Source organism: Stenotrophomonas sp. KH_029 (genome assembly GCF_057839765.1).
Genome location: NZ_CM174498.1, coordinates 2,493,322 through 2,508,293 on the forward strand (window position 1 = coordinate 2,493,322; position 14,972 = coordinate 2,508,293).

The 14,972-nt window shown below is 65.8% G+C and carries 14 protein-coding genes; 3 read left to right on the forward strand and 11 right to left on the reverse strand.

Annotation, left to right across the window (positions count from 1 at the left end; genetic code table 11):
- Positions 1-75 precede the first annotated feature (75 nt).
- The 10 genes from AC3ITM_RS11310 to AC3ITM_RS11355 form a co-directional block, all read right to left on the reverse strand.
- Positions 76-384: a VirB3 family type IV secretion system protein gene (locus tag AC3ITM_RS11310; RefSeq protein ID WP_489265057.1), complete on the reverse strand. Its 309-nt coding sequence runs from the start codon at positions 382-384 to the stop codon at positions 76-78.
- Complete coding sequence (locus AC3ITM_RS11315; RefSeq protein WP_489265059.1) at positions 377-778, reverse strand: TrbC/VirB2 family protein; 402 nt, start codon at positions 776-778, stop codon at positions 377-379. Before AC3ITM_RS11315 ends, AC3ITM_RS11310 begins: the two co-directional genes overlap by 8 nt.
- 73 nt (positions 779-851) lie before the next feature.
- Positions 852-1,814 carry a lytic transglycosylase domain-containing protein gene (locus tag AC3ITM_RS11320; protein ID WP_489270092.1) on the reverse strand — a complete coding sequence of 321 codons (963 nt, stop codon included), beginning with the start codon at positions 1,812-1,814 and terminating at the stop codon, positions 852-854.
- A gap of 71 nt (positions 1,815-1,885) precedes the next feature.
- Positions 1,886-2,929, reverse strand: coding sequence for a P-type DNA transfer ATPase VirB11 (virB11, locus tag AC3ITM_RS11325; protein ID WP_489265060.1), 1,044 nt, complete (start codon positions 2,927-2,929; stop codon positions 1,886-1,888).
- A 16-nt stretch (positions 2,930-2,945) separates the two neighbouring features.
- Positions 2,946-4,202 carry a TrbI/VirB10 family protein gene (locus tag AC3ITM_RS11330; protein WP_489265062.1) on the reverse strand — a complete coding sequence of 419 codons (1,257 nt, stop codon included), beginning with the start codon at positions 4,200-4,202 and terminating at the stop codon, positions 2,946-2,948.
- Positions 4,199-4,978 carry a TrbG/VirB9 family P-type conjugative transfer protein gene (locus AC3ITM_RS11335; RefSeq protein WP_489265064.1) on the reverse strand — a complete coding sequence of 260 codons (780 nt, stop codon included), beginning with the start codon at positions 4,976-4,978 and terminating at the stop codon, positions 4,199-4,201. Before AC3ITM_RS11335 ends, AC3ITM_RS11330 begins: the two co-directional genes overlap by 4 nt.
- Positions 4,975-6,042 carry a VirB8 family type IV secretion system protein gene (locus tag AC3ITM_RS11340; protein ID WP_489265066.1) on the reverse strand — a complete coding sequence of 356 codons (1,068 nt, stop codon included), beginning with the start codon at positions 6,040-6,042 and terminating at the stop codon, positions 4,975-4,977. The genes AC3ITM_RS11335 and AC3ITM_RS11340 overlap by 4 nt, the downstream gene beginning before the upstream one ends.
- Before the next feature lie 89 nt (positions 6,043-6,131).
- Positions 6,132-6,575 (reverse strand): hypothetical protein, encoded by a 444-nt coding sequence (locus AC3ITM_RS11345; RefSeq protein WP_489265068.1) that lies wholly within the window; start codon positions 6,573-6,575, stop codon positions 6,132-6,134.
- Positions 6,576-7,016: 441 nt separating this feature from the next.
- Entirely contained in the window at positions 7,017-8,675 is a 1,659-nt protein-coding gene (locus AC3ITM_RS11350; RefSeq protein ID WP_489270093.1) for a type IV secretory system conjugative DNA transfer family protein, read from the reverse strand.
- Positions 8,676-8,721: 46 nt separating this feature from the next.
- Complete coding sequence (locus tag AC3ITM_RS11355; protein WP_489265070.1) at positions 8,722-8,979, reverse strand: hypothetical protein; 258 nt, start codon at positions 8,977-8,979, stop codon at positions 8,722-8,724.
- 206 nt (positions 8,980-9,185) lie between these two features.
- Between AC3ITM_RS11355 and AC3ITM_RS11360 the strand changes: the two genes are divergently transcribed.
- The 3 genes from AC3ITM_RS11360 (at position 9,186) to AC3ITM_RS11370 (ending at position 14,393) form a co-directional block, all read left to right on the forward strand.
- The gene (locus AC3ITM_RS11360; RefSeq protein ID WP_489265072.1) at positions 9,186-10,406 is read left to right on the forward strand and encodes an MFS transporter; all 1,221 of its coding nucleotides are present in this window, start codon (positions 9,186-9,188) and stop codon (positions 10,404-10,406) included.
- Positions 10,407-10,514: 108 nt separating this feature from the next.
- Positions 10,515-11,513: a hypothetical protein gene (locus tag AC3ITM_RS11365; protein WP_489265074.1), complete on the forward strand. Its 999-nt coding sequence runs from the start codon at positions 10,515-10,517 to the stop codon at positions 11,511-11,513.
- Between the two features lie 120 nt (positions 11,514-11,633).
- Entirely contained in the window at positions 11,634-14,393 is a 2,760-nt protein-coding gene (locus AC3ITM_RS11370; RefSeq protein WP_489265075.1) for a UvrD-helicase domain-containing protein, read from the forward strand.
- 43 nt (positions 14,394-14,436) lie between these two features.
- Here the strand turns inward: AC3ITM_RS11370 and AC3ITM_RS11375 are convergent, their stop codons facing one another.
- Complete coding sequence (locus tag AC3ITM_RS11375; protein ID WP_489265077.1) at positions 14,437-14,946, reverse strand: nuclear transport factor 2 family protein; 510 nt, start codon at positions 14,944-14,946, stop codon at positions 14,437-14,439.
- Between the last annotated feature and the right edge of the window lie 26 nt (positions 14,947-14,972).

Consider the following 14,972-nt stretch of genomic DNA (forward strand, 5'->3'; position numbering starts at 1 on the left):
GCTTCCGTAGAGGTTACTGCGACATTTCCGGGACAACCCGGGCAGGCGGCTGCCTGCCCGGGATGATCCGGCGCCTCAATCCTTGGGCGCCGGCTTGGTGCGGTAATGATTGGGGCTGAACACCCACATGCCATCATGGTCCTGCACGTTGCGCGCCCGCAGCTTGAACTGGAAGCGCAGACCGAGCAGCCGGAAGATCATTTCATCGCGCTTGGCCATGGTCCGCATGATGAAGATCGCGACCGGAATCGACAGCAGGTACCAGAAGTTCGTGTAGACACTCAGTAGGAACAGGCCACCGACCACCAGGAAGAAAGGCAGGTAGGGCACGCCCAGAAACATCGCTGGGCGCGTACAACCCCGGAAGACGACGTTCTTATGCACGGCTGTACAGCTGCACCTGGTCGATCAGCATGGCGGTGGCAGAGCAGTTGCTGCTGGAGCTGTCACCCAGCAGCATGCTGGCGATCTGGCCGGCGGCGCCGATCAGCAGGCCACCGATCAGGATCGGGGCGACGTCGGCGATGCGCTTGTGGGCGAAGGCGATCTGGTAGCCAGCGAAGATGACCGCGATGGTGACCACGGCGATCGAGGCGATGTTGAGCAGGCCGTTGATGTTGGTGAAGAAACCGCACACCTTCGTATCGGTGCCGCCGAAACCGCCGCCGGCGGTAGCAAACGCTTCCTGGGCGAACACCGCGCCGGTGAACAGGACGGCCATCAGCATGGACTTCAGCATGCGCTGGGCGTGGACGAGGTCGAGGTTGGAACGCTTCATGGGTGGGTTTCCTTGTAGTTGGACGTACATAACTCAATTGACCAGTCGAGGGCCTGGCCACGCCACGACTTCGTCAGAAAACGAAGGCCGCATCCCCTGCGGGAATCTGTTGCACCGGCTGCCTGGTTGCTTCACCGTTCTGGCTGGGCAAGGCAGCTGGCGTACTGCGTTCATTCCACGGCCGCAGCATTACTGGCTGGCCGGCCTGTTGCGCGGCGCCACCAACAGGCGCCTGCGGTACAGGTGGTGCACCGGCCTGGCTCAGCGCATCCTGCACTTCCTGCGGGTACTGCGCATACGGTGAAGCGGCCTGCTGGGCCGGAGCTGCGGCACCGGCGCGGTCCACCGCGCCCAATACCACTCTTGACAGGGCCTGGTCGGCAAGATTGACCAGCGCGCCACGTGCCATGGCACCGGTCGAGGGGTACACAACATAGGCGCGCGCCGGATCGACCGGCGGCTCGGGCGCATACAGCGGACCATCGGCCTGGGCCACGATCCGCGACTGCGCCGCCGAGACCTGCTGCGGATGATGCTCGACCTTGACCGTACGCCGGCTGCCGCGGCTGACCACGTCGATCGGCGCGACACCTCCGGCCGAGGCCAGTTGCTGCCCGCGCTGGATCGAGTCGAACACCTTCTGCACGTAGCCGTGGCGGAAGCCGGTGGTGAAGTTGCCCGAGTAGTAGCAGCTGAACGACTTGCCCCAGTCGCCACCGGACCGCTTGTAACACTCGGCGAGGATCCGCGAGCCGGCCACCAGGTTCGGGCATTGCTGGAACGCCTTCTCATACGAATCCAGGCCGTACTTGGCCAGGTTGTAGCGGTTCACCTGGGCCAGCCCGATGGAGAAGTTGTAGCCTTTCTCTTCCAGCATGCGCACGGTGGAGAGGGCTTCTTCCAGCTGCTTGGGCTGACGCACCAAGGCACCACCCACCACGCCGATGGCATAGGGGTTGCGGGAAGATTCGACATTGATGACATGTTTCATCACGTCCATCGAGACGGCCATCTCTGGGCAGGCAAGCACTTCCATTCCAGGCAGCATCAGAGTGCCTCCCGGATGTGGTGGATGCAGCGACGTCCGGTTGTAATGTCGATCATCGTTCAGCCCTCCTGTCCCTGCGCACGGCCGGGATTGAAATCAATGCCGGTGATGTAGCGCGACCCGGCGTGCGCCTTGATATGCACGACGATATCGATGGTCATCATCAGCAGCCGCTTGATCACCGCAAACTCCAGACCGGAGCCTTCGGTGGACGCCTTGACCATCAGCGCCAGCTGGTCCCAGGTCTGTTCCGGGCTGCCGGCGTGGCAGCTGGTGATCGAACCGGGGTGGCCGGACGCGCAGTTGCGGATGAAATAGAACGCCTCGTCGCCGCGCAGCTCGGCCAGGATGATGCGCTCGGGCTTCATGCGCAGGCACGCCTCCATGCAGCTCTTGGCGGTGACGTTGCTGGCGCTCTGCCCGCCCTTGGAGTACAGCAGGTGGACGACGTTGGGCTGGCTGATGAACAGCTCGCGCGCATCCTCGATGGTGACCAGACGCTCGTCGTCAGGAATGTGGTTGACCAGCGCCTTCATGAAAGTGGTCTTGCCGCTGCCGGTGGCGCCGGAGACCACGATGTTCTTGCGGTACATCACCGCACGCCGGAAAAACTCGGCATAGTTGCGCGACTGGCGCAGCTCCAGCAGCTCACGGTCCTGCTCGCTGATGCTGCCATCCTGTTCGAGAATCTGGTTGAAGAAACCATCCTCGTTGTACTGGCTGAGCGTCTTGGTGTGCTTGGACGGCAAACGGATGGTGATCGAGACCTTGCCGGCATCGCAGGCCGGCGGAATCACGAACTGGGCGCGCTGGCCGGTCGGGAAGGTCAACGACACGACCGGGTCGGCATCGGTGATGCGCTGGCCGGTATTGCTTTCGTTCACCACCGCGGTGCAGAACTGCCGGGCCCGCTCGAAGGTCAGCCCCGGCACATCCACCCGCTGCCACCCTGCCCGGGTTTCCAGGTACAGCTCGCCGGGACGGTTGATGCAGATTTCCGTCACCTCCGGCGAATTCATGTACTCAGCGATGCCCAGCACTTCGTACTGATAGCGCAGGAAGTCGCTGGAAACCAGAGCTAGGGGGGCCACTTCGGCATCCATGGTTCAGTTCACTCGATCAACGTCGCTGTGCCAGCACATCGGAGAAGTCGACATCCTTGGCGACATACACATTCATCACGGTACCCTGGTTGATGGTCACGGTCGGCGGGCTGCGCTCGCTGAGCGCTTCGCCAGCCAGCCGCTCCATGGTCCGCGCCGTGGCGCTCTCATAGGGCGACTGTACCGCCAAACCGCTGCCGGTGACCGTAGTGGTTTCCGGGCCATTCTCGGCGGCGGCGTACTTGAAGGCGTCGGCAATCAGGCTGATCATCAGCGCCGAGCCAATGCGTGCGCCCCAATGGGCGTCGTACTGGCCCGGATGGCCCGCACTGCCCAGCCCATCGATGCCTGGGCTGGACATGGCTACGTCCAGCCCATTGGGCGTGGTGATGCGATCCCAGATCACCTCCACACGCTTGCCGGTCGGGCGGCCGCCGTAGCTGCCGTAGATCTTGGAGCCCTTGGGCAGCAGCAGGCTGCGGCCGTTGATCGAGTACACCGGCTCGGTCAGTAGGCACGAGGTGTAGCCGGCATAGTCGGTGATGATGCGGGTTTCCAGTACGCAGCGCAGATAGGTGCCACGCACCAGCAAGGCATCCGGGCTGCGGATGAAACTTGCATTGGAAACATCCTCCACGTCCGGGCCACGGCGCACCTTGCCAGCCTCGTTGGTCTGCGCGCCCGGCAGGTTGGCCAGCAACGCCTGCCGCGTAGCTTCGTCAAGCGCACTGCGCTGCGGTGCCTGGCGGTTGCCCGCGGCCGAAGCCGCGTCCTCGGAACCGGCGATGCGCCGGTCCAGCAGCGTCGGGCCGCGCGGCATCATCGGCTCCGGCGGTGCGATCGGCACCAGCCGGGTCTGATCCTGATCCTGCGGCAGGGCCGGCAACATCGGGATCGGGTCGGCCTGGGTCTGGACCTGCGGCTGCGCGGCCGGACCAAAGTTGGGCAATTCCGGGGTGGCCGCACGCGCCGTTTCGCGCACCGCAGCCGGCCCCTCGTCCTTGCGCGACTTGTGGAACACCATGTAACCCACGCCGATCAGCAGCAGCAGGATGCCACCCATGAACACCAGGGCCTTGCGGTTCAGGCGCTGCTCTTCGGCCGAACGCAGCGTCGGTGCGCTGGCATCCAGATCGGGAGCCGGCTGGGCCTGCGCTTGCCCGAAGTACGGATTGGAGGGCGAATCGGGCGCACCATTGCCTGCGCCGTGATGGCCCTGGCTCTCGTCGCGTCCGTCGTTCGGATCGTTTCCGGGAGTGTTGTGCTGGCTCATTTCTTGACGTTCCTTCGCAGGCCGACGACGAACTCGCCGTGGCGGATGACCAGGTACGGGTAGGTCCCGTGGACGATCAGGTTGTTGCCTTCCACGGTCGTATTGACCACGAAGTCTTCACCGTATTCGGTATCCCGCCCGAATACCGCCGGGAAGATACCGGTCTTGAACTCAGGCGAATTGGGCAGACGCAGGTAGGTGAAACGACCATCGTCATACGCATTGACCGGAACCAGCCAGCCCATCTTCTTGGCCCGGCGGGTCGAATAGGAATAGTCGAAGTTGTACTGCCTGTCCTTGGCCAGCTCGGTGCTCAGCAGCGGCTTGGCCTCTTCCTGCACGGCATCCTGCGCGATGCCGAATTCGGTATCGGCCGGATAGCTGAAGGCAATCTTGTACTGCACCCCGGCTCGACGCGCCTGTTCCAGCTGGCGCCAATCGGTGGCCACCACCTTCAGCTCGAAGATGTAGGAATGGGTCTCGGTGCGCACCATCATATTGGTGTCCACATCGACGTTCTTCGGCTTGAGATAGAACACGTTCTCGCGACGGGTCAGCTCCCAGCCGGTGCTGAAACCGGTGCTGTAATCGAGGATCTTCTCGTCCGGGCTCAGTTCGATCTGGGTGGTCAGGCCCAAGCCGGTGCGGACCGGATAGATGCGGTCCTTTTCATACTCGTAATAGTCCACTGCCTGCGCGAACGCGGAGGCCGAGAACAACAATGACAGCATCGACACCAACGCCCATGCGCGCCCTCTGACTTTTCGACTACTCATCGGTTGCTTGCTCCATCAGCACTTCCGGTGGAATTGTTCTGCGCCGGCGTCATTGCCGGCTGTCCGGGCATTGCCTGCCCCGGTATCGCCTGGCCAGGCATCCCCTGGCCCTGGATCTGCTGCCCCGGTACCGGCGGCACGCCCTGCATCGGCTGGCCCGGATAGGCCTGCCCCGGGGCGCCGGGGGCCGGCACCACTACCGGCTGCCCGGTAGCGGGGTCGATCACCATGGTCGCCGCAGCGGGGTTGTTCGGGTCGTACACGCCCTGCTGGGCGATCTGCTGGGCCTGGTCGGCCTGCTGCTGCAACGCGGCCTGGTCCGGGCCGGGCACGCCACGTGAATAATCGTTATCCACTCGATACTCGAACACCTGGAAACTGAGCGGATTCAGGATGCGCTCCTGCTCGTTCAAGGCCAGGTTCGGCACATAGCGGAATCGCAGGGTCACCAACTGGTTGTCCAGGTAGGTGGTGGTCGCCTTGGTCTTGTCGTAGATGCTGCGCTGGATGCGCACCGAAGCGCCCCGGAAGCCCCCATTGGCCTGCGCCTCCAACGGGGTGATGCTGAGGATCTTGACCCGGATCGCGCGTTCCTTGCCGTACATGTTGAACGGGCTCTGCGGATTGTTGTTGGCGTAGCGCGCCCTCAACGAACCGCTGACCAGGTCATCGGACATCACAAAGACCAGCTGCCAGTCGCGCAACCCCATCACCGCGAAGTCATAGGACTCGCGCGCCATCACGTACTGCGCCACATTGCTGCGGTTGATCGCATCGCTGGCGGTGATGGACTGGTTCTCGAAGTTGCCGGTGAGCCGCGCCACGGTCGCCGTGCCGGTATAGGCATCGGCCATCACCAGGAACGGCACCTTCTCCTTCAGCGGCAGCATGTAGTAGTAGCCGCCGGCCAGGGCCAGCGACATCACCAGCGAAGCCGAGGCCACCCACCATGCGCGGCGCTCGCTGCGGCGTGCCATGTCGGCCACGGTCAGCTCGTAGCTCACCGCTTTGGCGACCGCCTGGTCGACCTTCTGGCTACTGCCTGTTTCCTTCTTTCGGAACATGGGTTCATCCGTACTGCTGGAACGTCAATGGGCGTGGCACCCCGGCGCGGTGCGCGGGGAGCATCACGTTTACCGATACCCGGCCGGCGTCAGCTACCGCTGGACGCGTCGACCGCGCCCGTCGAGACGGTGGGCGACGCGGCGGCCTGCACGACAATCTGGTTGCCGACGATGGACACCGACACGCCCTGCGCCGCATAGGCGGAGCTGAGGTCGATCATCGCCTGCTGCGGATTGGTGGTGCCGATGGTGGAGACGGCGCCGTAGAGCGTGTAGTCCGAGCTGATCCGGTAATCCAGGGTCATGCCCGAATCCTTGGCCCAGCGTTCCAGCATGGTCTTGAGCGTGCCGTCCATGGGCGTGGCCTGGTACACGTAACTGGTGTACAGCGGAATTTCCATGGTGGTGCTGGCGAAGCGGTTGACCGGCTTCCAGCGGCCGCCGATATCCGGGGCCGGCTTGGTGGCGCAGCCGGCCAGCATCAGTGCGGCGGCGACGGCGATGAATCCCTGTGACAGATACGCTTGCTTCATACGGACTTCCCTATGACGTACGGAACGCGACTTGATTCGAGTGGCTGACGCCAATTCACTGCACCGGGTGGATGAAGACCCGGGAGGCAGATGGCGATTGCGGATACAGCGATGAAACACCGTGGATTGTTGTGACCAGGCCCCCGCCCTGTCCCCGCAGCCCAAGGCTGCATGTACCGATGTGCAGGCGTCCCGAGCTTATCGCCCGGCCCCGTCGCCCCACACCCACATCCCTTCGAAAAATACCGTCCATGATTTCCTCCAACTACCCTGCGGCTGTCCTTGTGCGGCGAACTCTAAACGACAAATTCACGGCGCATAGAACGGCCATCACAAATACGATGCCACAACCGCGCGTCAATTCGGTGTCAAAGCATAGTCAAAAATCGTCTTCACATGTCGTTTATCTGACGTCCATCACAGGAATTCACACCGACTTGATCAAATTTCGAGATTTGGTACGGAAGTTTTGGGCAGCAGACGGGACGTGAAATAGCGATCCTTGTAGTACTTGATCTTGTCGCACTTGACCGGGTGGGGGATCCCCTCGTACAGGAACACCTCGTGATCGTTGCCCATGGCCTTGAGCTCCTGGGGCAGCATCAGCGCGCGCCGCTCCTCGGTGAAGCTGTGGGTCTTCTCGCGGGCATGGGTGACGTTCTTCTTGCGGATGGTCGTGTAACCGAGCATCTCAGAGTAGTCGTTGGCGTCCTGCTGCTCGCGGGGGGCGTACAGGATCTGCAGGGCATGGTTGGTGATGATGGTGCGCGACACATCCCGGCCATAGGTGGCGTCCAGCTGGGCCATGCTCTGGATGATCGGCAGCAGGCGCACGTTGTAGCCGGCCATGTAGGACACCGCCGAGGCGATGATGTCGACCTTGCCGATCGCGGTGAATTCGTCCATCAACAGCAGGCACTGGTACTTCAGGTCCGGGTTGGACTTGGGCAGTTCCTTGGTGTTGAGGTTGATGATCTGGCTGAAGAACAGGTTGATGATCAGGCGGCTTTCGGCCAGCTTGTTGGGCTGGATGCCGATATAGATGGTCATCTTCTTCTTGCGCAGGTCGGTCAGCAGGAAGTCGTTGGCGCTGGTGGCCTTGTCCAGCACCGGGTTGATCCAGGCGTTGAGCGGCTCCTTGAAGGTACCCATGATCGAGGCGAAGGTCTCATCGGCCTGGGACAGCATGTTGGCGAAGGCCGATTTGGCGTTGCCGCTCAGGTAGGTCTGCCCGGACAGGCGCTGCAGGTACTTCTTGAGGTCGCTGCCGTCGCCGGTGGACAGGCGGAACAGCGCGCCCAGGGTGGGCACGTCCTGCACGCCGGGGAAGCCGGAGCTGAGCGCGTCGTCGCGGTTCTCGAACAGGTACAGGCTGAAGGCCATGAACGCGTTGCGCGCCTGGCTGACCCAGAATTTCTGGTCGTCCGACCCATCCGGGTACAGCATCGCGGCAATGCTCATCAGCTCCGAGACGCGGAAGGCCGGGTCGTTGGAGACGTAGCTGAGCGGGTTCCAGCGGTGGGTGCGGCGGTCTTCGGCGAAGGGGTTGAACAGGTACACCTCCTGGCCCTGGCTGGCGCGCCAGCCGCTGGTCAGGTCGAAGTTCTCCTGCTTGATGTCCAGCACCACCACCGACTCGTCGTACTCGAGCAGGTTGGGGATGACCACGCCCACGCCCTTGCCCGAGCGGGTCGGGGCGGCCAGGATCACGAACTGCTGGCCGCTCAGGCGCACCAGCTTGCCGCCGAAGCTGCCCACCACGATGCCGTTGCCGGTCTTCTTGAACAGCCCGTGCTTGGCCAGGTCGGCGGCCTGGGCAAAGCGCGCGTCGCCGTGCAGCGAGGTCTTCTTGGGCCGGAACATCAGGAACATCACCACCAGGTACAGCAGCAGCGGCAGGCCGAAACCGAGCACGCCGGCCAGCTTGATCTTGGTCACATACGGCGCCACGGCCGGCTGGTCCAGTGCCTGCAGGTACTGCAGGTAGGTGTTCCACTTGAACAGCCCGGTATCCAGGCCCAGCAGCAACAAGGTGAGATACCCGGCAAGGCAGTAGCCGGCAATCGCGGTCAACAGGGTGACAACTACGGCAACAACGATCTTCTGCGTGGACAAACCCTATCCTCCATGACGCGCCCCGGGGGCGCTACTGCTTGCGCCGGCGCCTGCGCGGCGTCGTACGCGGTTCTATTTCGTCCTGCACCCGCGTCCCACCGTCCTGGTCACACAGCAACGCCCACTGGCTGCGCGCCTGTTCCAGCGACAGCACCTCGGTGACCCTTGCCCCTTCGGACGTGAACACGGCATAGCCGAACACATCGCCCGGACTGTACACCGGCGAATATGTCAGGGCTACCAGCTGGTACCTGCCGTTGACCTGAACGGCATGAGGGTATTGGACCATCAAGCACGCTCCCCGCGCCACGACAGGCTGCCGATGCTAAAGCACTGCCTGCAGGCTGCCAATCAGAAAATACCGACCCGGCGGCCGCTGGCCCGGCGCCGGGTCGATCGCGACCGCTGCACCACAGCGTCCCAGGCCGGCGGCAGGCAGCATGCTGCGCCGCAGCAGTACAATGGGCGGCCGCCCCCTGGTCACGCCCTGCCCGCATGAGCTCCTCCCCCGTTTCCCTGGCCGCGCGCCTGTCCCCGCGCGAGCGCACCTTCATCCTGCTGGCCCTGTCGCTGGGCGGCTTTGCGATCGGCACCAGCGAGTTCGCCAGCATGGGGCTGATGCTGGAGATCAGTCGCGGGCTGGCCATCAGCGAAACCCAGGTCGGGCACCTGATCAGCGCCTATGCGGTGGGCGTGGTGGTCGGCGCGCCGGTCCTGGCCTTCGCCGGCGCCGGTTACGCCCGGCGTTCCCTGCTGCTGGCGCTGATGGGTTTCTATGCGGTGGGCAACCTGGCCAGCGCGCTGGCGCCCAACTACGGCACCATGCTGCTGGCCCGCTTCATCGCCGGGCTGCCGCACGGCGCCTACTTCGGCGTGGCGATGCTGGTGGCCGCGGCGATCAGCCCGCCGGCCCAGCGCGGCGCGGCGATGTCCAAGGTACTGCTGGGGCTGTCGGTGGCGATCCTGGTCGGCAACCCGCTGACCACCTGGCTGGGCCAGCAACTGAGCTGGCGCACCGCCTTTGCCCTGGTCAGCGTGCTGGCCATCGCCACCGTGGCGATGATCGCCCGCTTCCTGTTGCCCGACCCGGACGAAGTGCGCACCTCGCCGATGCGCGAGCTGCGCGCGTTCAACCGCACCCAGGTGTGGCTGGCGCTGGCGATCGGGTCGGTCGGCTTTGCCGGCATGTTCTGTGTGTTCACCTACCTGGCGCCGACCCTGGTGCAGGTCACCGGCCTGGCCGAATCGTGGATGCCGCTGGCGGTGGGCATCTTCGGCGTCGGCGCGATCATCGGCAACGTCGCCGGCGGCTGGCTGGTGGACCGCTTCCATTTCCGCGCCGCCGCGGTGGTGCTGGTCTGGTCGATCCTGGTGCTGCTGGCCTACCCGCTGGCCGCGCAGTCGGTATGGAGTGTCTTCCCGATGATCATCGCGGTGGGCACCATGGGCGCGCTGGCTGCAGTGCTGCAGACCCGGTTGATGGACGTGGCCGGCGAAGCGCAGACCCTGGCGGCGGCCTCCAACCATGCCGCCTTCAATACCGCCAACGCCCTGGGCCCATGGTTCGGCGGCATGGCCATCGGCGCCGGCTTCAGCCCGGCCACCACCGGCTATGTGGGGGCCGCCACCGCGCTGGGCGGCCTGCTGCTGTGGGGCGTGGCGATGCTGGTTGAGCGACGGTCACGCGCCGGCACAGCGGCGGCCTGCCAAGGCTGACCGCAGCGCCAGCCGAAGGCGACCACAGGCGGATTGAAACAAATTGCATGGCCGTCGCACGGCCCCGCCCTTACCCTGCACCGCCTGGCCATTGGCGGTACCCACAGCATGCAGCTTCCCTCCTCCCACCCCGGCGTGGCCCACCGCCTGCGCGCAGGCAGCAGAGCCCTGCTGCGCACGCTGCTGGCACTGGCCGGCGCCTGCCTGCTGGGCTGCACGCCGGGCGCGGCCGCCGACCCGGTGCAGATTCCCGGTTCGCAGGTCAGCCTGGTGCCGCCGGCGGGGATGGAGCTGGCCACCCAGTTCAGCGGTCTGACCGGCGAACAGGGCCAGGCCAGCATTCTGGTGGCCGAGCTTCCGGCCGAGGCCGCCGAACCGATCAGCACGTTGTTCGACAGCCTGCCTGCAGCGCGCACCGCCTTTGCCAGCAAGGGCATCGTGGTGGATACCCTGGCGCATATCCAGGCGCAGGGAGCCAAGGTGCCGGTGGTGGCCGGCACGCAGCGGGCCCACGGCCAGTCCTTCCGCAAATGGGCGGCCTTCTATCGCGGCGCCAATGCCGTGCTGGTGACCGTGCAGTTGCCTGACGGCTCGCCCATCACCGATGCACAGGTGATGCACACGCTGGCCTCGGTGACCCTGCAGGGAGAGGTAACCCTGGCCACCAAGCTTGCCGCTCTACCCTTCACCGCCGAGCCTGCCGGCCCGTTTCGGATCATCGACGCCTTGGGCGGTTCGAGCCTGCGGATGACCGCCGGCCCGCTGGATGTGGACCCGCAGGGTCTGCAGCCGCTGATTGTGATCGCCTCGCAGCTGGCGTTGCCGGCCGGCGCAACCAGCCCGGCGACCACCTCGCGCACCTTGATCGCCGGCACCCGTGAACTGGACCAGGGAGTTGCCCAGTCCCAGCGCAGTGTCAGCTTCGCCGGCATCGATGGCATCGTGGTCACCGGCACCCTGCCGGAAGGGCGCCGCTTCGCGCATTACCTGGCGCTGTGGCCGGGCCAACGCTATGTGCGCATGGCCGTGATCTACCCGGCCGATGCCGATCCGGACCTGGAACAGAACGTGGCGGCGATCGCCGCATCGGTGATGTTCCGCCCCTAGCGAAGCCATCCAGCACAACTCGGAAAACCGTAGGCGCAGGGGTCAGGATTTTCCTATCATGACCGTCTGACCCCACCGCCGTTGCAGGTTCTGGCAACCGGCCGCCTTCTGGATGTATGGATGACGCACCACTGGACCCCTTCGTACTGGGGTCGACGCATCACGCGCTCGCCGCACTGGCAGCTGCGCCTGGCCGGGCAGCAGTTTGAACTGTACATCGACGGCGCGCTGCACCCGCTGCACGCCGCCGCATCGCCGAGCCTGCGCCGCCGGCTGCTCTGGACCGAACTGCAGCTGTTCCCGGGCCAACCGCAGGCGGCACGCCTGGGCGGCCTGCCGCATGCGCAGGCACGCACCCTGCGCCAGGCCCTGCGCCAGCTGGAGCAGGACCGGCAGCAGGACCAACGGCTGGCCGACAGCTGCGCTGCCCTGGAGCAGGTCCAGCACTGGCTGGCGCTGGCCGACGCCCAGCTGCAGCAGGCCGATGCGCAGCACCGCTGGTTCACCCAGGAACAGCAGCAGGCCCTGCTGCAGCGTCGCCCGGCCCTGCCGGTGGAGGAAGCCGCGTTGTGGGCAGTATTCGATGATCCGGCGCTGCGCCCGCTGCTGCCCGGCCCGCCTGCGCAGATCGAAGACGCACTGAGCCGCTGGGGCAGCGACTGGCCGTCTGTCTGGGAGCAGCGCAACCAGGCGTACCTGCAGCGCGAGCTGGTCCAGGCCGGTGAGCTGCTGGACCAGGTCGAGCGCCAGCCGCTGACCGACGAACAGGCCCGCGCGGTGATCTGCTTCGACAACCGCGTGCAGGTGGTGGCCGCGGCCGGCTCGGGCAAGACCTCGACCCTGGTGGCCAAGGCCGCCTATGCGGTCGACCGCGGCCTGGTGCCGCCGGAGCGCATCGTCATGCTGGCCTTCAACAAGGATGCCGCCGGGGAACTGCAGCAACGCACCGAACAGGCCTTCGCGCGGCTGGGGCTGGATGCACAGGCGGTGCAGGCGCGCACCTTCCATGCGCTGGGCCGGCAGATCATCGGCAAGGCTACCGGGCGCATGCCCGATGTGCCCGACTGGGCCGTCGATGCGGCGCAGGGTTTCCATCAGCTGGCCGAGCTGATCGACCGGCTCAAGGACCGCTCGCTGCATTTCCGCACCCAGTGGGACATGTTCCGGCTGGTGTTCGGCCGCGACCTGCCGCCGATCGGCGGTGCGCTCAGCGCCGATGGCTGGGATGCCGACGGCAGCGGCTATGTGCGCACCCTGCGCGGGGAGCGGGTCCGCAGCATCGAAGAATGCGTGATCGCCGACTGGCTGTTCTACAACGGCGTGGACTACAACTACGAGCGCCACTACGAATTCGACACGGCCACCGACCAGTACCGCCAGTACCGCCCCGATTTCCACTACCCCGGCATCGGGCTGTACCACGAGCACCTGGCGCTGGATGCGCAGGGCAATGCGCCCGCGCACTTCAATGGCTACCTGGACAGCCTGCAGTGGAAACGCCAGGAGCATGCGCGCCGCGGCACCGACCTGGTCGAGACCACCTCGCACCAGCTGCGCAGCGGCGCGCTGTTCACCCACCTGGGCCAGGCGCTGACCCGGCGCGGGATCGTGCTGGACCCCAACCCGGACCGCGAGCTGCCCGGCGATGGCGCCAGGCCGATGCCCGACACCGAACTGATCGCACTGCTGCGCACCTTCATCAGCCACGCCAAGAGCAACGCGCTGTCGGTGGAGGACATGGCCCAGCGCCTGCGCGCGATGCCCGAGGACCAGTTCAAGCACCGCCACCGGCTGTTCCTGGAACTGGCCACGCCGATCCTGCACGCCTGGGACGACGCGCTGGCGGCCGTGCACGGCATCGATTTCGAGGACATGCTCAACCAGGCCGCCGAACACCTTGAGCAGGGCCGCTACAGCTCGCCCTACGATCTGGTGATGGCCGACGAGTTCCAGGATGCCTCGCGCGCCCGCGCGCGGCTGTGCCGGGCCCTGGTGCAGGCGCCGGGCAGGCACCTGTTCGCGGTGGGCGACGACTGGCAATCGATCAACCGCTTCGCCGGTGCCGATGTGTCGGTGATGACCGGCTTCATCGACGGGTTCGGGCAGGGCCGGGTACTCAAGCTGGAGCAGACCTTCCGCTGCCCGCAGGCGCTGTGCGATGTCTCCAGCGGCTTCATCGCCCGCAACCCGGCGCAGCTGCCCAAGCAGGTGCGTTCGGTCACCGCCGCCCATGGCCCGGTACTGCAGGCCTTCCAGGTCGCCGTGCGCGAGCAGATCTGCGATGCCGTCGGCCAGTACCTGCTGCAGGTGCAGCGCCAGCTGCTCAGTGGCCAGATGGCGCCGGGCCGCAACGGCAAACTGTCGATCTTCGTGCTCGGCCGCTACAACGCCGACCGCAGCTTCGTGCCGCCCAACTGGCAGGCCCGTTTCGGCCAGCAGCTGGACCTCAGCTTCCTCACCGTGCACCGCGCCAAGGGTGCCGAAGCCGATATCGTGATCCTGCCCGGGATGGTCGAACGCAGTTTCCCCAACACCCGCGCCGATGACCCGGTGCTGCGCCTGGCCATGCCCCACGGCGATGACTTCACGCTGGGCGAAGAGCGCCGCCTGTTCTATGTCGCGCTGACCCGCGCGCGCCGCACGGTAACGATGTTCACCGTGCAGGGGCGGCGTTCGCCGTTCCTCACCGAGCTGGTGGACGATGGCGCGGTGCAGGTCACCACGCTGGCCGGCCAGGCGATCAACGAGCAGCCCTGCCCGGCCTGCGATGCCGGCGTGATCATCGAACGCAACGGCCCGTATGGCCGGTTCCATTCCTGTTCGGGCTATCCGCGCTGCCAGTACAAACCCGAACGCACGGCGGTGCCGGCCGGGGCGTGAAACGGCGGAGTTCCCGCCGAAGTACCGGTTGGCCGTGCGCCGCCTAGTTGGCCGGCGGCAACGGATGTGCCGCCGCGTCGGCCGTGCGCTGTTCGGCCTCGGTCATGCTGCGGTGGCCGTAGCTGAGCACGTTGGTGATGCGCCATTGCCCATCGCGCCTGGCCCAGACCATCACGAACTTGGCGATGCCTTCGCAGCGCCCGCTGGCCAGTTCGCAGAAACGGTGCTCGCCCTCTTCGATCGCGCCATAGTCCTTGATCGGGTACACGCGCAGTGTGGCCGGCAGCAACTCACGCCGGACCTTGCCGCAGATGTAGGCGCGGGTATTGGCCACCACGGTGTCGCGGTCGAAGGTGGCGCCGCCGGTGTCATGGAAGAACGCCACGCCCGGATCGAAATACGTGCTGAAGGTGTCCAGGTCGCAGCGGTTGTAGGCGTCGAATACCTTGGCATCCAGGGCGCTGACCGTGGCGGTCAGCGGGTCGGGCGGGGCCGCCGTTGCGGTCGCGCTGGTGGCAAACAGAAGCGCGGAACAGATCAGGGGCAAGCGCATGCGGGTTCCTTGTGGCGCAGGGTGGT